This is a genomic window from Streptomyces sp. KL116D, assembly GCF_030766975.1.
Taxonomy (GTDB): Bacteria; Actinomycetota; Actinomycetes; order Streptomycetales; family Streptomycetaceae; genus Streptomyces; species Streptomyces longispororuber_A.
Map to the genome: position 1 here is coordinate 219,558 of NZ_JASERH010000057.1, position 18,688 is coordinate 238,245.

17 protein-coding genes and 6 pseudogenes are annotated in these 18,688 nt (G+C 71.0%); 7 read left to right on the forward strand and 16 right to left on the reverse strand.

The features are described from left to right. Positions 1 to 78: 78 nt before the first annotated feature. The 4 genes and pseudogenes from RBJ77_RS23135 to RBJ77_RS23150 all read right to left on the reverse strand — a co-directional run bounded on the left by RBJ77_RS23135 (position 79) and on the right by RBJ77_RS23150 (position 4,854). Positions 79 to 408, reverse strand: coding sequence for an RICIN domain-containing protein (locus RBJ77_RS23135; RefSeq protein WP_372346775.1), 330 nt, complete (start codon positions 406 to 408; stop codon positions 79 to 81). A 292-nt stretch (positions 409 to 700) separates the two neighbouring features. Further along, positions 701 to 1,183 carry a hypothetical protein gene (locus tag RBJ77_RS23140; protein WP_372346776.1) on the reverse strand — a complete coding sequence of 161 codons (483 nt, stop codon included), beginning with the start codon at positions 1,181 to 1,183 and terminating at the stop codon, positions 701 to 703. Positions 1,184 to 1,238: 55 nt separating this feature from the next. After that, a pseudogene (locus RBJ77_RS23145) lies at positions 1,239 to 3,357 on the reverse strand (RICIN domain-containing protein). 150 nt (positions 3,358 to 3,507) lie between these two features. Next, positions 3,508 to 4,854, reverse strand: a pseudogene (locus RBJ77_RS23150) (ricin-type beta-trefoil lectin domain protein). 693 nt (positions 4,855 to 5,547) lie between these two features. Between RBJ77_RS23150 and RBJ77_RS23155 the strand changes: the two are divergent. Further along, the gene (locus tag RBJ77_RS23155; RefSeq protein ID WP_372346777.1) at positions 5,548 to 5,892 is read left to right on the forward strand and encodes an esterase/lipase family protein; all 345 of its coding nucleotides are present in this window, start codon (positions 5,548 to 5,550) and stop codon (positions 5,890 to 5,892) included. After that, a complete protein-coding gene (locus RBJ77_RS23160) occupies positions 5,849 to 6,076 on the forward strand; it encodes a hypothetical protein (RefSeq protein ID WP_372346778.1) in 228 nt (75 codons plus the stop codon). Before RBJ77_RS23155 ends, RBJ77_RS23160 begins: the two co-directional genes overlap by 44 nt. A 106-nt stretch (positions 6,077 to 6,182) precedes the next feature. On the opposite strand, the gene RBJ77_RS23165 is transcribed toward RBJ77_RS23160, so the two are convergent. Continuing rightward, positions 6,183 to 6,563 carry a hypothetical protein gene (locus RBJ77_RS23165; RefSeq protein ID WP_372346779.1) on the reverse strand — a complete coding sequence of 127 codons (381 nt, stop codon included), beginning with the start codon at positions 6,561 to 6,563 and terminating at the stop codon, positions 6,183 to 6,185. Between the two features lie 270 nt (positions 6,564 to 6,833). Between RBJ77_RS23165 and RBJ77_RS23170 the strand changes: the two genes are divergently transcribed. Beyond that, positions 6,834 to 7,031: a low temperature requirement protein A gene (locus tag RBJ77_RS23170; RefSeq protein WP_372346780.1), complete on the forward strand. Its 198-nt coding sequence runs from the start codon at positions 6,834 to 6,836 to the stop codon at positions 7,029 to 7,031. Positions 7,032 to 7,267: 236 nt separating this feature from the next. Continuing rightward, positions 7,268 to 7,861: a low temperature requirement protein A gene (locus RBJ77_RS23175; RefSeq protein ID WP_372346781.1), complete on the forward strand. Its 594-nt coding sequence runs from the start codon at positions 7,268 to 7,270 to the stop codon at positions 7,859 to 7,861. Positions 7,862 to 7,864: 3 nt separating this feature from the next. Here the strand turns inward: RBJ77_RS23175 and RBJ77_RS23180 are convergent, their stop codons facing one another. Together RBJ77_RS23180 and RBJ77_RS23185 are read right to left on the reverse strand one after the other, a co-directional pair. Next, the gene (locus RBJ77_RS23180; protein ID WP_372346782.1) at positions 7,865 to 8,176 is read right to left on the reverse strand and encodes a hypothetical protein; all 312 of its coding nucleotides are present in this window, start codon (positions 8,174 to 8,176) and stop codon (positions 7,865 to 7,867) included. Between the two features lie 123 nt (positions 8,177 to 8,299). Continuing rightward, positions 8,300 to 9,096 (reverse strand): annotated as a pseudogene (locus RBJ77_RS23185) (ferritin-like protein). 317 nt (positions 9,097 to 9,413) lie between these two features. Here RBJ77_RS23185 and ilvC point away from each other — a divergent pair. Further along, positions 9,414 to 10,410: pseudogene (gene ilvC, locus RBJ77_RS23190) on the forward strand (ketol-acid reductoisomerase). Between the two features lie 96 nt (positions 10,411 to 10,506). Here the strand turns inward: ilvC and RBJ77_RS23195 are convergent. The 9 genes and pseudogenes from RBJ77_RS23195 to RBJ77_RS23235 all read right to left on the reverse strand — a co-directional run bounded on the left by RBJ77_RS23195 (position 10,507) and on the right by RBJ77_RS23235 (position 17,388). After that, positions 10,507 to 11,928: pseudogene (locus RBJ77_RS23195) on the reverse strand (sugar porter family MFS transporter). Positions 11,929 to 12,043: 115 nt separating this feature from the next. After that, positions 12,044 to 12,889 (reverse strand): Dyp-type peroxidase, encoded by an 846-nt coding sequence (locus RBJ77_RS23200; protein WP_372346783.1) that lies wholly within the window; start codon positions 12,887 to 12,889, stop codon positions 12,044 to 12,046. A 116-nt stretch (positions 12,890 to 13,005) separates the two neighbouring features. Further along, the gene (locus tag RBJ77_RS23205; RefSeq protein WP_372346784.1) at positions 13,006 to 13,575 is read right to left on the reverse strand and encodes a hypothetical protein; all 570 of its coding nucleotides are present in this window, start codon (positions 13,573 to 13,575) and stop codon (positions 13,006 to 13,008) included. A gap of 7 nt (positions 13,576 to 13,582) precedes the next feature. After that, the gene (locus RBJ77_RS23210; protein WP_372346785.1) at positions 13,583 to 14,137 is read right to left on the reverse strand and encodes an SDR family oxidoreductase; all 555 of its coding nucleotides are present in this window, start codon (positions 14,135 to 14,137) and stop codon (positions 13,583 to 13,585) included. 517 nt (positions 14,138 to 14,654) lie between these two features. Next, complete coding sequence (locus tag RBJ77_RS23215; protein ID WP_372346786.1) at positions 14,655 to 14,975, reverse strand: SDR family NAD(P)-dependent oxidoreductase; 321 nt, start codon at positions 14,973 to 14,975, stop codon at positions 14,655 to 14,657. A 109-nt stretch (positions 14,976 to 15,084) separates the two neighbouring features. After that, positions 15,085 to 15,510 (reverse strand): annotated as a pseudogene (locus RBJ77_RS23220) (SDR family NAD(P)-dependent oxidoreductase); the annotation flags it as partial. 43 nt (positions 15,511 to 15,553) lie between these two features. After that, entirely contained in the window at positions 15,554 to 16,072 is a 519-nt protein-coding gene (locus RBJ77_RS23225) for a hypothetical protein (protein WP_372346787.1), read from the reverse strand. A gap of 381 nt (positions 16,073 to 16,453) precedes the next feature. Continuing rightward, complete coding sequence (locus RBJ77_RS23230) at positions 16,454 to 16,840, reverse strand: helix-turn-helix transcriptional regulator (RefSeq protein ID WP_372346788.1); 387 nt, start codon at positions 16,838 to 16,840, stop codon at positions 16,454 to 16,456. Next, positions 16,837 to 17,388, reverse strand: a complete 552-nt coding sequence (locus tag RBJ77_RS23235; RefSeq protein WP_372346789.1) for a hypothetical protein — start codon at positions 17,386 to 17,388, stop codon at positions 16,837 to 16,839. Before RBJ77_RS23235 ends, RBJ77_RS23230 begins: the two co-directional genes overlap by 4 nt. A 379-nt stretch (positions 17,389 to 17,767) precedes the next feature. Here RBJ77_RS23235 and RBJ77_RS23240 point away from each other — a divergent pair, with 379 nt between their 5' ends. Both RBJ77_RS23240 and RBJ77_RS23245 read left to right on the forward strand, forming a co-directional pair. After that, the gene (locus RBJ77_RS23240) at positions 17,768 to 18,007 is read left to right on the forward strand and encodes a hypothetical protein (protein WP_372346790.1); all 240 of its coding nucleotides are present in this window, start codon (positions 17,768 to 17,770) and stop codon (positions 18,005 to 18,007) included. 205 nt (positions 18,008 to 18,212) lie between these two features. After that, a complete protein-coding gene (locus RBJ77_RS23245) occupies positions 18,213 to 18,488 on the forward strand; it encodes a hypothetical protein (protein ID WP_372346791.1) in 276 nt (91 codons plus the stop codon). Positions 18,489 to 18,688 lie beyond the last annotated feature (200 nt).

An 18,688-nucleotide genomic window follows, 5' to 3' on the forward strand; every position in this document is an offset into this window, starting at 1 on the left:
CCGTGGCCGTCGCGGCCGCCGTCAGGCACTTGCCGCCGTGGCGGGCGCGTGAAGCGGTAGCGGCCGGTCGTCGTCCCTTCACCGGGAGCCACTGCTGGTTCTGGCCGCCTCCGTAGGACCAGAGCTGAGGGGTGCGTTGTCGGCGGTCGATACGTCAGTGACGTCGATGACCTGTTGGGGGTTCGGGCGTACGGCGATGCGGCGGTATCCGCTGTCCGTCGCGGTCAGGCGGAACCGCTGGGCCTGGGTGGTGTTGCAGGTGTACCGCTGGATCGCGGTGCCGTTCGTGGTGGCGGCCGCTCGGGCGTCGACGCAGGTGCCGTTGCCTGCGTTCTTCAGCGCGTACCAGGACGTCTCGTCGAGGGTGTCGTCCTGTGGGGCGTGGTGCTGTCCGCGCCGCCGAGCCATTTGAGGCCGTCCAGCAGGAAGCGGTTCTGCTGCGCGCTGGCGAACGTCGAGGACGTGCGGGTGTTGGCGTGCCGTAGTTCATCGCGTTGTGGCCGAAGTTCGCGTACAGCATCTTGTACTTCGTGTTGGTCCACAGGATGGGGTGACAGCCGCTGTACCAGGACTGGTTGGGGTCGGTGCCCAGAAGCTGCTGGTCCACGTGACGCGAGGATCTTGATGTCGGGGTTCTGGCGCAGGTCGTTGGACCAGCTGTACCACTCGCTGACCGACGACGCGAACGTGGCGGGCAGGTTCACCGTGACGGTGGGTGCGGTCCTCGACCTGAGGGTCGCCGATGTCGGCCCCAGGTGTTGGACTTGAAGCTGCTCGCTGCCCAGGAAGGTGTTGTGGTACCAGGACCAGCTCGCCGCGTCCGTCGTGAACGCGGAGACGTGGAAGCCCATCCAGGCGCCGCCGCCGCGCATGTACTGCCGAATCCGGTGCGTTGGGCGGCGGTCTGCGGGAGGTCGTCGAGGAAGAGGACGACCTGGTAGGCGTTGACGCCGCCGTTGGCGAGGAGGTTCCAGTCGCCGCTGGCGGTGTAGGTGAAGCCGTTCGCGGCCGCCTGCTTGGGCAGCCAGTCGCTGGCCTCCTTCTCGAAGTCGATGTGGGCCGCGTCCCAGGTGCCGCTGTAGAGGCCGAGCACCTTGAAGGGGCCGCCGCCGCTGCCGCCGTGCTGCTCGGGTGGGCGGCGGCGGCCGGTGGCGCAGGCCAGGCCGAGCAGGGCCGCGAGCACCAGGAGGCGTGCGTCCTATGCGTCGATACATGGGGTGTCCGTCCTTCCGGTCGTCTCACGGGTAGGTGGTGAGGTAGGCGACGCTGGAGTGCGTTGACGGCCTCCCGTGTTGTTGATGACGTGGCTGATGGTGCCGGTGCCGCCCAGGGAGACGGTGACCATGTCGTGGAACCTGACGCCGGAGGTGTTCGGCACCTCGAAGGCGCGGTCGAGCGACCACGCTGGAGTTGGTGCTGAAGTAGCAGCAGCTGCCGAGTCCCCACGCTTCGTGGCCGGTGACGGAGTCGGCGACCTTGTAGGCGGCATCCCTGCCGCCGCCGTTCATCCAGGCGGCCTGGTTAGGCGGGTCGTAGGGCATCTCGTTCTGGAAGAAGTACGTGCGGCCGCCGCCGCCGCTCCAGATGACCTGGGGCCTTCTGGAAGTGCTCGACGAAGCGCCGTACGCGTGACGTTCGCGCCGTTGACGACGAGGCCGGTGTCGGCGGTGTTGGTGGTCCAGCCGACGGTGCCGCTGCGTTGCCGTGGTCGGCGCGCCAGATCCAGGTGTGGTCGACGATGGTGTTCGCGCTGTTCACGCACGACCGACCTGGTCGCCTTGCCGACGGTGGCGCCGCCGATGCGGACGAAGAAGTCCGAGAGCTGGATCGGGTCGGCCGCGTGGTTCGCGGACGCGCCGTTCGGGCCGATCCGTACGAGGGTCTGGAGCTGCGGTGCCCGCGTCGATGAGGAGGCCGGCCAGTTGGACGCCGTCGACGTCCGCGGTGCTGATCGCGGTGATCCCGCCGTCCGGTACGAGGGTGGCGAGGCCCATGCCGAGGACGACCGTGTCGGGGTCGGGTGATGCCGAGCGTCTGGCTGAGGTGGTAGACGCCGGTGACCAGGAGGTTCTGCCGGAGGCCAGGGCCGCGTTCATGTCGGCGGCGGTGGCGCCGGGCTTCTGACGATGAAGAACTGGTCGAGCGGGAGCGACGCATGCCGCCGGGGTCTCGCCGCCCACGTCGTGCCGGTGGCGTTGGCGCGCAGGGCGGGCACGAACACCTTGCGGCGCCGGCCCCTGTCGACGTAGAGGAACGGCCTCTCGCGGATCGTCGGGGTGCTCGCGACGTTCGTGTACGTGGAAGGACTGGGCGGTGCGCCCTGGTCGCCGACGAAGACCATGTTCCAGCTGGAGCCCGACCAGCCGCCCATCTGGGAGTTGCGGGTGAGGAACTGCTGCTGGAGCGTGAGCGGATCTGGCCGTCGACCTGCGCGTCGAGATGAGCCGCCGCGACCAGCCGCCAGCCGTCGAGCGCGCGAGGCCGCCGCGCACGTGCATGCGCCGGTACGGGGCGGCCTGCGAGACGGCCCAACGGTCGGTGCCGCCGGTCGGGCTGACCGACATGTTCTCCGCCGAGCGCCAGAAGTTCTGCGTGGCGTTGCCCTGGAACCAGTCGGCCTCCGCGCGCACGGAGCCGTTGATCGTCACGTCGTCCGGGGAGAGACCGAGGCCCGCGACCTGGGTGTAGAAGCCGACGTTGGCGTTGGCGCTGTACGTACCCGCTTGAACAGCAGGGCTCGGCGGGCCGCGCCGAACTGGTTGGTCTCCTGCTGGGCGAAGACCGAGTTCAGCTTGGACTGGATGCTGACGACGACATCGACGGGTCGAAGACGGCGACGTTGGGACCCAAGTCGGGGTGCCGGGTGCGGGTCTCGTCGTGCCGCCGCCGAACGTGAAGCGACTGCGCTGCGGTGCCGTTGCAGGTGTACTCGCGCGAGCTGCACGCCGTCCGCGGTGGAGGCGGCGGGCACGTCCAGGCACTTGCCGCTGTTGCGGTTCACGAAGTGGTACGCGCCGTCGGCCTCGGCGACGGGCAGCCACTGCTGGTTGGCGCCGCTGGAGTACGACCACAGCTGGACGGCGGCCGAGTCGGCGGTCGACACGTCGGTGACGTCCCACGCCTTACTGCCGTCCAGGGCGCTGTTCACGCGGTAGTAGCCGTCCCGCTGGTGGCCACCAGCCGCCAGTTCTGGGCGCTGCTGCCGTTGCAGCCGTACCGCTGGACGGCGGTGCCGTCGGCGCTCGCCGCCGCGCGGGCGTCGACGCACTTGCCGCTGCCCTTGCTGATCACGGTGGTGGAGCCGGTCGGGAGCGCGCGCGCCGCGGCGCTGGGCCGCGCGCTCGCCGGTGTCTGCATCGGCGAACTCGACGCCCGCCGCGGTCGTCGCCACGAGCGCGATCGCGGTGAGGGCTCTGGGTATCCGGTGTCCGAGCGCGGACCGGAATCGGGTCTGCGCAGGGATGTGAACACAGATGTGAACACGGAGGTCTCCTGTGGGGTGGGCCGTCAGCCGGTGTACTTGGCGAGGATGCCGGTGAACTGCCAGGCGCTCTGCGACACACCCGAGCAGGTGTCGTCGTTCGGGCAGGCGCCGGAGCAGGGCCGGTCGCGGCTGGCCGACCAGAACGTCAGGCGCGCGAGGTGGTGCCGCTGCGCGCAGCCGAGGATCGTCTGGAAGTCGGCGGTGACGGTCTGCGTTGTCGTCGGTGATCCCGTTCATGGACGAGATGCCCATGTCCCGGTACGCCTGGTCGTCGCCGTAGCCGTACGCGTTCTCGAGGGCGTTCTTGAGTCCTCGGCCGCCCGGGTCGTCAGCGTCCCCATAGTTCTGTCCCGCACCGCCGAAGTCGAACGGCATGATGGTCCAACTGTCGACCGTGAGACCGGAGTTGGCGGCCCGGTTGATCAGGCTCGTGTCCGGTCCCGACCGGCCGGTGCCGATGGTGACGTACACCTTGATGCCCGGGTTGTTGGCCTTGACCGTCTTGAGCGCGTCGACCGTGCGCTGCTGCACGGTCCCGTTGCTGTAGGCGCCGGCTTCCAGGTCGATGTCGATGGCCTTGAGCCCGTAGGCGTCGATGACCTTCTGGTACGCGCCGGCGAGCGCGGAGGCGCTGGAGCAGGAGCTCTCCAGCTTGTTGCCGCTGTAGCCGCCGAAGGAGGGGATGACGTCGCCGCCGTTCGCCCGCACGGTGTTGACGGTCTGCTGGTCGACGCCGCCGGTGAGCGGGCGGCCGCCGTCCCACTGGGGCTGCAGGTGCCGTTGCTGAGGACGAAGGCGAGGGTGAACCACTTGACGCCGGTGGCGTTCTATGACGGTGACCGGGTTGGGCGGGCCGCTGCCCCAGCCGTTGTAGAGGTACGGGGCGACGGCCATCGGCGCGGCCGCGCGTGGTGCCGCCGCCGCTGGGCGCGGTCCACTTCTGGTTGGCGCGCCGGTGCAGGTCCAGATCTGGACCGGGTGCCGTCCGCTCGAGGTGTTGCCGGTGACGTCGGCGCACTCCTGCCGGACTGCTGGCCCACGAGGTCGCGGGCGGCGGTGACGGTCCACTTCTGGTTGGCGCTGCCGGCGCAGTCCCACAGCTGGAGTCTGGCGCCGTTGGCGGTCGAATTGCCGGTGACGTCAGGCGGCACTTGCCGAGGGCGCGGACGGTTCCGTCGGTGCCGACGGTCCACTGCTGGGCGGCGGTCCGTTGCACGTCGTAGAGCTGGACGGCCGTGCCGCTGGCGGAGCTGGCGGCGGCGACGTCGAGACACTCTGCCGCCGAGTCCGGTGATGGTGCCGGTGGCCGCGGCGGCGGGGGACGCGGCGAGCGCGGTCGTCGATCCCGCGAGCAGGGCGGTGGCGAGCAGGTGCGCAGGGCGGTGCTGCGGGTGGAGGCGTGAGCGGGTGCGGGGGACTGGGGTGATGGGGAGCGTGGGGACATCGGGGACATGGGGGTTCGCAGCCCTTCATGGGAGGCCGTTGATGGGGGTGCAGATGTTCATGGGTATGAACACCGGGTGCATTCATGAAGCTGTGGCGAACGGGAACCTAAAGGTCTGCACCAAAGTCGTCAAGAGATGAAACCAAGATGGCCGTCAACGCGGTTACGGCCACGAGGACTTGAACACAGCAAAGCGCCCGGTGGGCCTCCCGGGGATCCAACAGTACTTAATTCAAGGCGTGTTAAGAGGGGTGCCGTCGCAGTACGACTTACGCGCACCGGTGATTTCGCCGATGGCACTCGGCCCGTTGCCCCCACCCTGATCCGGACCAGGTACCCGCACACCCCCGTCAGGAGGGCTCCATGGGCTCCACCCGTCCCTCGCACCGCCCGCATCACCCGCGCCGGCTGCTCGGCGTACTCGCGGCCACCGCCGCCGCGTTCGCCTTCTTCTCCTCCACCACGACGACGGCGGGCGCCGACCCGCATCGGCCGCCGTCGCGCAGGCCACCTCCACGCGGACCACCGCCCGGCCGCCGCCGCGCAGCCACTGTCCACCAGCACGCCGGTCGTCTTCGTCCACGGCTACACCGGCAGCGCCTCCAACTGGGTCACCGCCATGAGCGTCTTCCGCGCCAACGGCTGGTCCAGCTCCAACCTCTTCGCCTACGAGTACAACTCGTACGGCAACAACATCACCAACGCCCAGGGCCTCGCCTCCTACGTCAACACCGTGAAGGCACGGACCGGCGCGAGCAAGGTCGCCATCGTCAACCACTCGATGGGCGGGCTGGTCAGCCAGTACTACCTGAAGGTGCTGGGCGGAAACACTCAGCGTCAGCCACCTCGCCTCGATCGCGGGCGCCAACCACGGCACCACGTACGCCGGCGCCTGTCTGATCTACACGACCTGCCAGCAGATGTACCCGGGCTCCTCGTTCATCTCGCAGATCTCGTCCGGTGACGAGACGCCCGGCTCCACCAAGTACGCCACCTGGTACTCGGCGTGCGACGGCATCATCATCCCGTACACCAGCACCCTGGGACTCGACGGGGCGACCAACAACAACGTGCTCTGCCAGACCCACATCGGGTATCTGACGGACACCGTCGTCCTCGGTCAGATCGCGCGGTTCGTCGCGTCCTGACCGCCGGAACCGCTGAACCGCTGAACTCCCAGGGTGGGCCCGGCCGCCTCGACGGCCGGGCCCACTCTGGCGTGTCGCGCTGCTGCCCGGCAGGCGGCGTGGCGGCTCAGGCGCCGTGGAGCGGAAGAGCGCGAGGAGAGCCTGCGCCGGCGCGGAGTCCACGTCGAAGAACTGCGTCGTCAGCGACGACGGAACGGCCGCTCCCTCGCATCCGGACCTCATGGCAGGTGAAGCAGAACGCCGCCTCGAAGAGGGCCTGGTCGAGCGAGTCCCCGTACGCGCGGATACCCCAGCCGGGCGAGAAACCGCAGCGGTGCTGCACGCTGCCGGGCAGCGTGCCCATCAGGGCCAGGGCGTCGGCCGTCTCGTCGCCGGTCCAGTGGGCGGTCGCGCCGGGGTATGCGGCGCCTCGTTCGGCAGGGAGGCCGGTGATCCTCACGACCTCGATCAGCGCGGTGGCGGCTACGGCCTCGACAGGTATCTGCATGAGAACAGTGTCACCGCACGCCCTCGCCCGCTGGAGCGCTGTCACAAATCCGCGCCGAGCCGGTCGTAGGAGACGGCCACAACGGCTCCCGGCCGCCGCGCACACTCGTCCGCATCGGACGGTGCTCGTCAACCGACGGCCCTCCCCACCCTCCCCGCCCTCCAGATCAGGACGTCATGAGTCAGTCCACGAACGCGTTCTCCGCCTGGTACCGGCCGATGCGCGCCTCGGCACGCCGGTGAGGAGCACCGGGCCGCCAGCGCGCTGGAGTTGTTCTTCGACCTTTGCTTCGTCGCCGCTGTCGCGCAGGCGTCGTCGGCGTTCGAGCACGAGATCGCGTCGGGCCGGGCGGGGCACGGGCTGCTCGGCTACGCGCTCGTGTTCTTCGCGATCTGCGGGCGTCGGGATGAACTTCACCTGGTTCGCCTCGGCCTACGACACCGACGACGTCCCGTACCGTCTCGCTGACGCTGATTCAGATCATCGCCCTGGTCATGGCCGCGGGGGCCGCCGAGGCGCTGGAGCACGGGGACTTCACCTTCATCGCGTGTACGTGGTGATGCGGCTGGCCATGGTCAGTCAGTGGTTGCGCGCCGCTTGTACGGATCGTGAGCGGCGGCGGTCCGCGCTGCGTACGCCGTAGGGCACTCTGGTGCTGCAGGTCGGGTGGCTCGGCTCGGCTGGCGCTGCCGGTGGGCGGGTCGGTGGCCGGGCCGGTCGGCGGTGGGACGGTCACGTTCGCCGTGCTCGCCGTGCTGGAGCTCGCGGTGCCGGTCTGGGCTGAGCGGGCCGAGGGCACCACCTGGCATCCGCAGCACATAGCCGAGCGCTACGGCCTGTTCACGCTGATCGTGCTCGGCGAGTCCGTCATGGCCGCCGGTCTCGCCGTCGGTGCCGCACTGGACACCCACAAGGACTTCGGCTCCGTCCTGCCCGTCGCGCTGGGCGGACTGCCGACCGTCTTCGCGTTGTGGTGGATGTACTTCGCGTCAGGATGCGCCGCGTCCGTCTGCGTGCACGCAGCGGACGGCGATGCTGTGGGCTACGGGCACTACGTCGTGTTCGCCGCCGCGGCCGCCGTCGGCGCGGCGCTCGCGGTGAACGTCGCCCACGTCACCCACGTCACCCACGGCCCTGGCGCTCGTGCGCTCACCGACGTCCAGGCCGCGGCGGTGTACACGGTGCCCGTCGCCCTCTTCGTCACCTGTGTGGCTGGCTGCTGCACCGGCGGGCCGCCCAGTTGTCCACGGCGGCCGACGTCCTTCCGCCCGCCGCGGCTCTGGCCGTCCTCTGCCTGACGTTCACACCGTTCGCCGTGCTGGGTACGGGCGTTGTCGCCTCGCTGCTCGTCGCCGGGTTCCGTCGTCCTCGGGCGGCACGGACGTGTCGACGGGTGAGGGCGCTCCGCCGTGTCGGCCGAGCGCCCTCGGTCGCCGTCGGCGGTGTGCGCTAGACCCGGTCCTCGGGGCGATGTACTCGAAGGTGGGGCCGGCCGCCAGGCCGTCGTCGTCCCGCATCGCCATCAGGCCCTGCGCCTGGCCCTTGGCCGCGTACATCGTGCCCACGGACATGCCGAGCATCGCCGGGTTGCCGTTGAAGGCCTGTTCCAGCATCTGGAGCATCTTGCAGTACGCTCTGGTTGAACGCCTCCTGCGCGGTGCGGATCGCGTGGCCCTCGGGGTGGTCCGCAAGCCGCTGGTCGGGGCGGACGGGACGGATGCCGGCCGGGTCCACGGTCACGGGGTCACCGGTGGGGCCGGATTCCGGTGTGTCGCCGGGCTGGAAGCGGCGGCCCACGGCGAGTTCCTGGAACCGGTAGTAATGGGAGACGGCCTTGGTCTCGGGGTGGAACAGGTCCTTGTCGCCGTCCCAGACGTCGGCGCGCGTGCCGCGCCCTCGCCCTGTTCGACGATCTCCTCCAGCGCGGCGAGTGCGGTGGCCGGGTCGGTGACGGGGCGAGGTGGCCCGCCGTGTGGGCGAACGGGCCGCCGGCGACCTGGCGGGCGGGGTCACCGGTGAAGACCTGGTCCTCGCCCAGTTCGGCGCACAGGTCCCGCAGGCCCTTCTCGACCGCGTCGTAGAACTGCCCGATCGTCTCGTAGTCGTCGCCCTCCGCCGGGTCTCCGGGGCGCGCGGGCTGTTCGAGGCGGAGGAACATGCCGAGGGCCTCCTTGCCGAACGGCAGGAGCGACAGCTCGATGGAGGGGTCGGCGTGCGGCATGGTGCGCGGGTGCGGCGGCATCATGTGCGGTACGTCCAGGCGGGGTCGGCCGCCGACCGCGTTCAGCAGGTTCGCGACCAGGGCGAGGTGGATCATCTCCTCGACGAAGACTCCGCTGATCAACTGGGCGGCGTCCGCGTTGCGTTCGGGGTCGAGGGAGTAGAGCGCCGTCAGGTACGGCGGCAGTGTGGAGTGCTCGATCTCGATCGCCCACTGCAGGTGCCTGCGCAGGTCTTCCAGGGTCGTGATGCCGGTCGTCGCGGCGGCGGCGGGCGTGGTGGACTGGTCGTGGGGCATGGCGGCGAAGCTCATTTCGGCTGGTCGGTGTAGGGGGTGCGCTCAGGGGGCGGGTGCCACCGGCGGAACGCCGTCGTCACGGCGGAGCGGGCACGCCCTCTGAGGTCAATCCACTGACCGGGGAGCCGGGGCATCTGTGACACTGTCTGGCGGATTTCACACTGATGAGGCGCGTGGTGAGCGTGAGATAGTGTCAATGGTGTCGATGTCGGGCGGCGGCGTGCCGCGGCATCCGGGCGCCGCGATGCTGGTGACGGGTGGCCAACTGCCGTTCCGGGCCTGACTCGTTCGCGTCAGTACGTTCGTTCCTGCTTCTCCGGAAGGTGTGTCTCATGGCTGAGCTGTTCTACGACTCCGACGCCGATCTCTCCCTCGTCCAGAACCGCAGGGTCGCGGTCGTCGGCTACGGCAGCCAGGGGCACGCGCACGCGCTGTCCCTGCGGGATTCCGGCGTCGACGTGCGCATCGGCCTGCACGAGGTTCCGCGTCCAGGGCCGTGGCCGAGGAGCAGGGCTGCGGGTGGTGACGGCGGCCGAGGCCGCCGCCGAAGCCGACCTCATCATGGTCCTCGCGCCGGACCCGGTCCAGGGCGAGATCTACGAGCAGCACATCGCCCCGCACCTGAAGGACGGCGACGCGTTGTTCTTCGGCCACGGGTTCAACATCCGGTTCGGCTTCGTCAAGCCGCCGGCCGGTGTGGACGTCTGCATGGTCGCGCCCAAGGGGCCGGGCCATCTGGTGCGCCGTCAGTACGAGGAGGGGCGCGGCGTTCCGTGTCTCGTGGCCGTGGAGCAGGATGCGACCGGCACGGCCTTCGAGCTGGCGCTGTCGTACGCGAAGGGCATCGGCGGCACCCGCGCCGGTGTCATCAGGACGACGTTCACCGAGGAGACCGAGACGGATCTCTTCGGCGAGCAGGCCGTCCTCGCGGGCGGTGTCACCGCGCTGGTGAAGGCCGGTTTCGAGACGCTGACCGAGGCCGGGTACCAGCCGGAGATCGCGTACTTCGAGTGCCTGCACGAGCTGAAGCTGATCGTGGACCTCATGTACGAGGGCGGCCTGGGGAAGATGCGCTGGTCCATCTCGGAGACGGCCGAGTGGGGCGACTACGTCACCGGGCCGCGGATCATCACCGACGCCACCCGGGCGGAGATGCGGAAGGTGCTCGCCGAGATCCAGGACGGCACCTTCGCACGTGAGTGGATGGCCGAGTACCACGGCGGTCTGAAGCGGTACCAGGAGTACAAGAAGCAGGATTCCGAACTGCTCCTGGAGACCACGGGCAGCGAGCTGCGCAAGCTCATGAGCTGGGTCGACGAGGAGGCGTAGGCCGCGGGCGGGGCGGGCTCGACCGCCGCGGACGGGGGCGGTGCTGCGCCTGCCCGGCCGCGGCGGCCCGTTCCGGGCGGTGGTACGCGGCCGGGATCAGCCCATGTCTTCGAGCGCCTTGCCCTTCGTCTCCTTGACGAACTTGAGCACGAAGGGGACGGAGAGGGCGGCGAAGAGCGCGTAGATCACGTACGTGCCGGAGAGGTTCCAGTCGGCCAGTGAAGGGAAGCTCGCCGTGATGGCCCAGTTGGCGATCCACTGTGCGGACGCGGCGACGCCGAGGGCGGCGGCGCGGATCCGGCTGGGGAACATCTCGCCGAGCATGACCCAGACGATGACGCCCCAGGAGAGGGCGAAGAACAGGACGAAGGCGTGGGCGGCGATCAGAGCGACCCACCCCTGACCGGAGGGGAGTTCGCCGCCGGCCGAGCGGGCGGAGAACGCCCATGCCTCCAGCGCCAGGGCTGCGGCCATGCCGACCGAACCGATGAGGGCCAGCGGCCTGCGGCCGACCCGGTCGACGAAGAGCATCGCGACGACCGTGCCGATGATGTTGATGATCGACGTCGTGAACGAGTAGAAGAACGAGTCGGTCGGGTCGACGCCGACGGACTGCCACAGCGTCGAGGAGTAGTAGAACGCGACGTTGATGCCGACGAACTGCTGGAAGACCGACAGGCCGATACCCACCCAGACGATCGGCTTGAAGAAGAAGCTGCCGCCGAGCAGGTCAGCGAAGGTCGATCTCTGCTCGCCCCGCATGGCCGTCTCGATCTCGGTGACGCGGGCGTCGAGGTCGATCCCGTCGCCCTCGACCTCGTGGAGGATGCGGCGGGCCTCGTCGTGGTGGCCGACGGAGATCAGGTAGCGCGGCGACTCGGGGATCGCGAAGGACAGCAGGCCGTAGAGCACGGCCGGGATGACCATGACGCCGAGCATGACCTGCCAGGCCTCGACACCCATCAGCTTGCCGCGCTGGTCGCCGCCCGCGGCGTTCAGCAGGCCCCAGTTGACGAGCTGCGAGATCGCGATGCCGATGACGATCGCGGCCTGCTGGAAGGAGCCAAGACGGCCCCGGTACGCGGGCGGCGAGACCTCGGCGATGTAGGCCGGGCCGATCACGGACGCCATGCCGATGGCGATCCCGCCGACGACCCGCCACATCGCCAGGTCCCACAGCGCGAACGGCAGCGCCGAGCCGATGGCACTGACCGTGAACAGGACCGCCGCGATCTGCATGCAGCGGATCCGGCCGATACGGTCGGCGATCCGGCCTAGCGGTCGCCGCGCCGATCGCACAGCCGATCAGCGCGATGGCGATGACCTGGGCCAGCACCGCCGAACCGACGTCGTAGCGCGGTCCCGGACGGCCTCGACGGCGCCGTTGATGACGGAACTGTCGTAGCCGAAGAGGAAGCCGCCCATCGCCGCCGCTGCCGCGATGGAGACGACGTGGGCGAGAGGGGCGGGGCGGGCCGCCCGGGCTTCTGACGGGGGTGTCTCGGCGGTGCTGGTCACGTGAACTCCTTGTGCCACTGGTTGCCACTGGTTGCCACTGGTCTACTGGCGCGATGTCTCGCCTTGAAGACCGGTGGGGCCCGGACTGGTGTGACACTGTTGCGTCGTCCGTTGACTAGCTCTGGCTCTGGCTCTGGCTCTGGCTGTCCGGCAAGTCGGGCAGGTCGGGTGGAGTCCTCCAGGAAGTCCGCGGCCGGCGTGAAGAACAGGAGCCCGTGACCGCGGTGGAGAAGTCCAGGATCCGGTCGTGCGTCGCCGCGTCCGTGCCCAGGAACATGCGCGCCAGCATCGTCTCGGTGACCTCGGGAGTGCGCGCGTAGCCGATGAAGTACGTACCGAACTCCTCGGTGCCCACGGCCCCGAACGGCATGTTGTCGCGGAGGATCTCCCGCTCGGCGCCGTCCGCGTCCGTCACCGTGGTGAGCGCGACGTGCGAGTCCGGCGGTTTCACGTCGTCCGCCAGCTCCACGTCGGAGAGTTTCCGCCGGCCGACCACCCGCTCCTGCGCCTCGACCGGCAGGGCTTCCCAGGCGTCGAGGTCGTGGAGGTACTTCTGCACCACCACGTAACTGCCGCCCGCGAAACCGGGATCCTCCTCGCCCACGACCACGGCGGCCTGCGCCCGGGCACCCGTGGGGTTCTCCGTACCGTCGACGAAGCCGAGGAGGTCGCGTTCGTCGAAGAACTGGAAGCCGTGCACCTCGTCCCGCACCGTGACCGCTCCGCGCAGCCGGCTCATGATCTCGGTGGCGAGCGCGAAGCACAGGTCCTGGCGTGCGGCGCGGATGTGGAACAGCAGGTCGCCGGGGGTGGCGACGGCTCGGTGGCGTGCGCCGCGCGGTTCCTTGAAGAGGGGTGGAGACGGGCCGGGCGTTCTCCGGCGAGACAGGCGGTCCCAGGCGTGGGACCCGATGCCGGTCACACAGCTCAGCAGGCCGTCGGGGTGGGCGCGGAACCCCACGGCACGCTCCAGGGAGCCGATGTCGGGAGGAGTTCGCGAACGGTGTGCTCGCCGCCCTCGTCGATCGTGACGACGAGGAAGATCGCCGCGCTGGTCAGTGGGGACCGCAGGATCGTCTAGGGGCACGGGTTCCTCGACCCTTTCGGGCATGGGGCATCCTTTCGGGAGTAGCGAGCAGCGAGTAGGCAGGTCAGTCGGTTCGGGACAGGGCGCGTGCTTCCTCGCGCGTCAGGGGCGCGGTGCGGCGGCCGCCTCGACGGCTCGCAGGCGCTCCTCGCGTCCAGCACCCCGCGCGCGTGCAACTCCGCCAGAAGGTCCGCCAGGGCGCGGGAGTTGGCCATGACCCTTTCCGCGGTGCGGGCGAGGATCGGCTGGTCGGCAAGACCGACCTCCTCGACCTCCAGCCGGTAGATGCAGATCTCGTGGCGACGGCCCGCCGCGACCTTGCTCCAGCCGTCCAGGACGCGCCATCGTCCCTCGCTCCCGCGCAGGTGCGGGCCGTCGGCCGTGGCTGCCGCCTGGAGTTCGGCCTCCAGTTCCTGGTGCCGCTCGTCCGGTACGTGCAGTTCCACCGCGTATCGGCGCAGGGGCGGCCCGCCTGGGTGGGGCGTGTCCGATGGCAGCGGTACGGCGGCGAGTTCGCGGATCCCGCCGAGCAGTTCGACGGGCAGTGTCGTCATCGTCATCCTGGGCTCACTTCTGGCGTAGGCGTAGGCGTAGGGGTAGGGGTGGTGGTTCGGGGTCAGGAACTGACCTCGGGTGCGGGAGCGGCCGGCGAGCCATTCCCGGTAGCTGGTCTGCGCGACGAAGGCGCCGGCACCCGGCAGGAGGTCCGCGGGAGTGCGGGCGGGCGCCGAAGAAGGGGCTGTGGGCGTGCGTGCGCACGGGCCGGTAGGCGGCGTCCGTCGCGAGGGCGATGCGCACGAACCGGTCGAGGCCGAACTGTTCGGGACCGGCGATCTCACGGACGCCGCCGAGCGGCCGGGACACGGCGATGTGGGCGAGGTACATCGCCACGTCCGTCAGGGACACCGGCTGCACTCTCAGCGGCGGCACCTGGACGACCCCGTCCTCGGTGGCCGTGTCCGCGATCGCCTCGGCGGCCTCGAAGAACTGCGTGCTGCGGAGGATCGAGTAGGGGGTGCCCGAGCGCTCGATCATGGCTTCCCGCGCCCGCAGTGCCCGGAAGGCGCCGTCGCCGCGCACCCGGTCCGCGCCGACGGCGGAGAGGCACACGTGGTGTCGCACCCGGCGGCGGTCGCGGCGCGCAGGAGTCTGCCGGTGGAGGCGAGCCACGCGTCGAGGTGAGCCGCCTCGTCCCCGGGCCGGCCGTTGCCCATGGGGAGCGGGTCGTTGCCCGTCGGGAACGTGCCGGTGGCCGGGGGAACGTGCCGGTGGCCGGGGGCGGTTGATGGGCGAGGTCGATCACCACCGCGCAGTCGTGCAGGGCGTCGGCCACCTGTTCCGGGGTGAGCGGGTCGAGCCCGGTGGGCGCCGAGACCAGGCCCACCTCGTGCCCGTGGTCCCTGACCCACAGGGCCGTCTCGACGCCCATGAGTCCGCCGTCGTCGAACACCACGACCTTCATGACCCACAACCTCCTCGTCCGACCGGCCTCGCGGGCGTTCACGCACCGTGTCGGTGCGTCCGCTCGGGTCGGCTGAGGGGTTTGACCGGGCCGGCACCTGATGTGTGACACCTTGTGGTCATGGCGCGGGTCCGGCCGAGGCGTCGGCCGAGGCAACGGCCTCGACGGGCGGGCGTGTCAGATGAGTTCCAGGCCGCCGTCGACAGTGATCACCTGGCCGGTCGCGTGACGTCCCGCGGGGTCGGCCATCCGGAGCACCCAGTGAGCGACCTCGTCGGCGCTCGCGATGTGGTGGGTGGGGATGCGGTCGCGCTCGTAGGCGTACATGTCGTTGGCGGCCTCGGGCGTGAGTCCGGCGTGCAGCATGACGTCGGTGCGGGTGGGGCCGGGGGCGACGGCGTTGACGCGAATGCCCTCCCCCGCCAGTTCCAGCGCCCAGCTGCGCGTCATCTGCTCGATGGCGGCCTTGCTGGCCGAGTAGTGCGCGCCTCCCGCCATGGGCCGGTGCCCGTAGGTGCTGGAGAGGTTGATGATCGTGCCGGAGGTCTCGCTGCAGGTGCGGCAGGGCCGCGTGGGCGAGGAGGCTCGGCGCGACGACGTTCAGGGCGAGCAGGCCGGTGATCGTCGGTCCGTCGGTCTCGGCCAGGTTCATCACCGCTGTGGCACCGGCGTTGTTGACCAGGTGGTCGATGCGGCCCCACCGTTGCACGGCGGTGGCGATCACCTCGGCGGGCGCTCCGTCGCCGCGGACGTCGATCGCCAGGACGTCGATGCCGCGGTGCAGCGCGGCGGTCTCCTTCAGCGGTTCCTCGCGCCGGCCCACCCCGAGCACATGCGCTCCGGCCTTGGCGAAGAGCGACGGCCGTGGCCCGGCCGATGCCGGATCCGGCTCCGGTCGCGACGGCGCGTGGCCGCGAAGTCTGGTCGGAAGAGTCTGCGGACATCGCACGGTCCTCACATTGTCGGTGCGTTCTTCGAAGCGTTCTTCGATGCGTTCTTCTATGCACGCACACTCAATATGGTGTGTTCTCACGCGATCGTCAAACGTTGAACAGTGTGACAAGGTCAACGGCTCGTCACGCGGCCTGCGACGGGCCCGCGGCGCATCTGTCCTTCGGGGGCGAGCACCCGCAACAGGCCTCAGGTCGCCGGTGTGGGCCGCCGTCCTGAACGCGGCGGCGAGGCGGCGGTGCGGCTCGGCGAGGGACCGGGTGCTCGCGGGCGGACTCCAGGCGGGCCTGCGCCCGGTGGACCACCACGCGGGCGTTCGGGGCGCTGATCCGCAGCAGCGCGGCGAGTTCGCGTAGGCGTAGCCGAACCCCTTGCGCAGGACGTAGGCGGCCAGCCGGTCCGGCGTCAGGCGTGACCATGAGCAGGGCCAGGGCGCCCTCGACCGCCACGGTCCGCTCGACGCTCAGCACGGGGTCCGGGGCGGCGCGGTCGCCGAAGTCGGCCAACTGCGGCTCGACCGGGACCTCGTGGCGGTGGCGCGCGGAGCGCACGACGTTGATGGCCAGCCGGGTCGTGGCCGTCACCAGGAACGCGGTCGGGTTGTCGATCTCCGCACGCTGGGTGAGCTGCCAGCGCTGCCACACCTCCTGGACCCGTCCTCTGCTCCGGTGGCGATCGCCGAGATGCGGTAGGCGATGCGGAAGAGCCGGGTCCGCTCGGCCAGGAAGGCGTCGAGGGCGGCGTCCATGTCGCCGACCCGGCCGCCGGGCGTTCGCGGCTTCGGTGGTGATCTGCGGACCGTTCGTGGTTCGCGGACCGGTCGTGGTCTGCGGGCGGGTCGTGGGCTGGGGGCGGGTGGCGGGCATGAGGAGCTCCTGCTCGTGGAAGGACGCCCGTCAAGGGCGTGCTTCCACCCTGGCCGCGTGACCCCTTCCCCCGCGCCCTTGCTGCCCGTGGTGGAGTCGTAGGACCTCGTGGCGGAGTCCGTGGGCTGGGCCCCGCCCGTGGAAACACCCTGGGCCCCGTCAGGGATCCCGTGGCCAAGGCCCTGGCCACGGGCCTGGCCATGGAGTCCACGACGCCCACGGGCCACGGAGTCCATGGTGCCCACGGGCAGCGGAGTCCACGGCGGCACGGCTCCCACGGCGGCCACGTGGGCTACGGGGTCCATGTGGGGCCGCAGAGTCCGTGGGGGACCACGGAGTCCATGGGGGACCACGGGGTCCCTGGCCCGCGCCCGCGTCAGGCGCTCGCATCGTGTCCTCGTCGGGAGGTCGTCGGCCGGGGCGTCCCAGGGCACCGGGCGGCGCACGACGCGAGTTGATGCCGAGCTTCATGTACACCTTGCGCAGGTGCCACTCCACGGTGTGCGGGCTGATGAACAGCTCCGCGCCGATCTTCGCGTTCGTCATGCCGTCGGCGGCCAGCGCGGCTGACCTGGAACTCCTGGGGGTGAGGGCGCTGGTCGGCCGGTCCTCCCGCTCCCTGACGTGCTCGCCGGTGGCGAGGAGTTCGCGGCGGGCCCGCTCGGCGAGGCGTGCGCGCGCATGCCGTCGAACATCTCGTGCGCCGTACGCAGGTGTTTGCGGGCCGACGAGCGGCGCTGGCTGCGGCGCGGCCACTCGCCGTACAGCAGGTGGGTGCGGGCCACCTCCACGGCCACGCCGCCGCGCTCGAGCTCCTCGATCGCGGTCCGGTAGAGCCGGTCGGCCGTGTCGCCGTCGGCGAGGAGCGCCTGGCCGCGGGCGGCGGCGCCGCGGGCCCAGCCGGATTCGGCGGCCCGGGTGAGCTCGATCAGCCGGGCCAGCGAGCCCGGGCCTGGTCGAGTTCGCCGCACCGGGTGGCGGCGCTCGACGTGTTCCACCAGCGACAGGCCGGTGAAGTTGAATCGTCGTGCTCGATGCCCGCACGGGCAGGCCGCCAGCGCCTCCTCGTAGCGCCCCAGGCCGTTGAACGGCACCCCTGGATGTACCGGTGGCGCCCAACAGGGAGACCTCGCCGGTCTGTTCGGCCCGCTGCCTGGCCTCGTCGATGATGCCGGTGGCGACCTCCGCCTCGCACCCGCCACGCGGCCAGGACCAGGGTCGCGTACTTGTGGGGGCGTGGCCCGCTCGCGGCGGAGAGCGCGTCGGCCTCGTCGATCATCCGGTCGGCCTCGGCGAAGTTCCCGTAGTGGATGTGCACGCCGCCCGCGTAGATGAGGGCCGGGGCAGGGCGCCGAGCGCTCCGACGTCGCGGCCAGGCGCACGGCGCGGCTCGACAGCGCGTCCCAGGCGTGCAGGTCCCAGGCGTAGTGGATGAACGCCTCCAGCGCGACCGGCAGGAGCAGCAGCCAGCGCATGACAGGCTTCCCTGGTGCCGAGTTCCTCGTTCACGAGCAGGTCGAGGGCGTCCCGCAAGGCCGGGGCGGCCTCGTTCCCGTCCGCGAGGAGCGCGGCGACGCCGTCGAGGAGCGGTCGGCGGCCTCCGAACCGGAGGGCGGCGCCCCCGAGTCGCGGGCCGCGATCGCCGCCGCGCGGGCTCCGGTCGGGCCGTGGACGAGACCGGCGAAGATGGTCGCGCTGATGGCTTCCAGGTAGGTCTCGCGCGCCAGCGGCGACCCGGCGGCGGTGAACTGCGCCGCGGCCTCCAGGAGCAGGGGCGCCGCCTCGTCGCCGCGGCTGCGGGCGAAGAGGATCCGGGCCCGCAGGCGCGCGAGAGCGGGCCCGGTCCAGCGTGCTCAGGGGGCACAGTTCGGCCACCGTGGCGAGTTCGGTGGCGCGGTCAGGGCGCCGCGGCCGAGAAGTGAGCCTCGGCGGCCGCGAGGGCCCGGCGGCCGCGCGCCCACGCGTCCGGCGTCACCTCGGCCGCGCGCTCCAGCAGCACCGCCTCGGCGGCGATGCCGCCGCGCTGCCGGGCGCGGTCGGCGGCCTGTTCGAGGCCGGTGGCGACGTCCTCGTCCGGCCCGTCGGTGGCCTGGGCGGCGTGCCAGGCGCGCCGGTCGGGGTCGAGGACCGGGTCCGTGACGTCGGCCAGCGCCGGTGCACCGCCCGGCGTTCCTCGGGCGTGGCTCCCTGGTAGACGGCGGAACGGACCAGCGGGTGCCGGAACCTGACGGACTCCCGAACTCGATCAGGCCGGCCGCCTTGGCCGGTGCCGCGTAGGGCACGATGTCGAGCCGGGCGGCCGCGCGCACCAGCAGGCGCGCGTCGCCGACCGGTTCGGCCGCGGCGATCAGCAGCAGGGTGCGGGTCGCCGCCGGAGAGGGAGCCGATCCGGCC

Bases quoted from the DNA above. Each gene is read 5' to 3' on its own strand.
- RBJ77_RS23135 (WP_372346775.1), bottom strand. From the start codon at position 408: ATGGCTCGGCGGCGCGGACAGCACCACGCCCCACAGGACGACACCCTC.
- RBJ77_RS23155 (WP_372346777.1), top strand. From the start codon at position 5,548: ATGAGCGTCTTCCGCGCCAACGGCTGGTCCAGCTCCAACCTCTTCGCC.
- RBJ77_RS23160 (WP_372346778.1), top strand. From the start codon at position 5,849: ATGTACCCGGGCTCCTCGTTCATCTCGCAGATCTCGTCCGGTGACGAG.
- RBJ77_RS23165 (WP_372346779.1), bottom strand. From the start codon at position 6,563: ATGCAGATACCTGTCGAGGCCGTAGCCGCCACCGCGCTGATCGAGGTC.
- RBJ77_RS23180 (WP_372346782.1), bottom strand. From the start codon at position 8,176: ATGCTGGAACAGGCCTTCAACGGCAACCCGGCGATGCTCGGCATGTCC.
- RBJ77_RS23205 (WP_372346784.1), bottom strand. From the start codon at position 13,575: ATGACGATGACGACACTGCCCGTCGAACTGCTCGGCGGGATCCGCGAA.
- RBJ77_RS23215 (WP_372346786.1), bottom strand. From the start codon at position 14,975: ATGGCGGGAGGCGCGCACTACTCGGCCAGCAAGGCCGCCATCGAGCAG.
- RBJ77_RS23230 (WP_372346788.1), bottom strand. From the start codon at position 16,840: ATGACGAACGCGAAGATCGGCGCGGAGCTGTTCATCAGCCCGCACACC.
- RBJ77_RS23240 (WP_372346790.1), top strand. From the start codon at position 17,768: ATGACAGGCTTCCCTGGTGCCGAGTTCCTCGTTCACGAGCAGGTCGAG.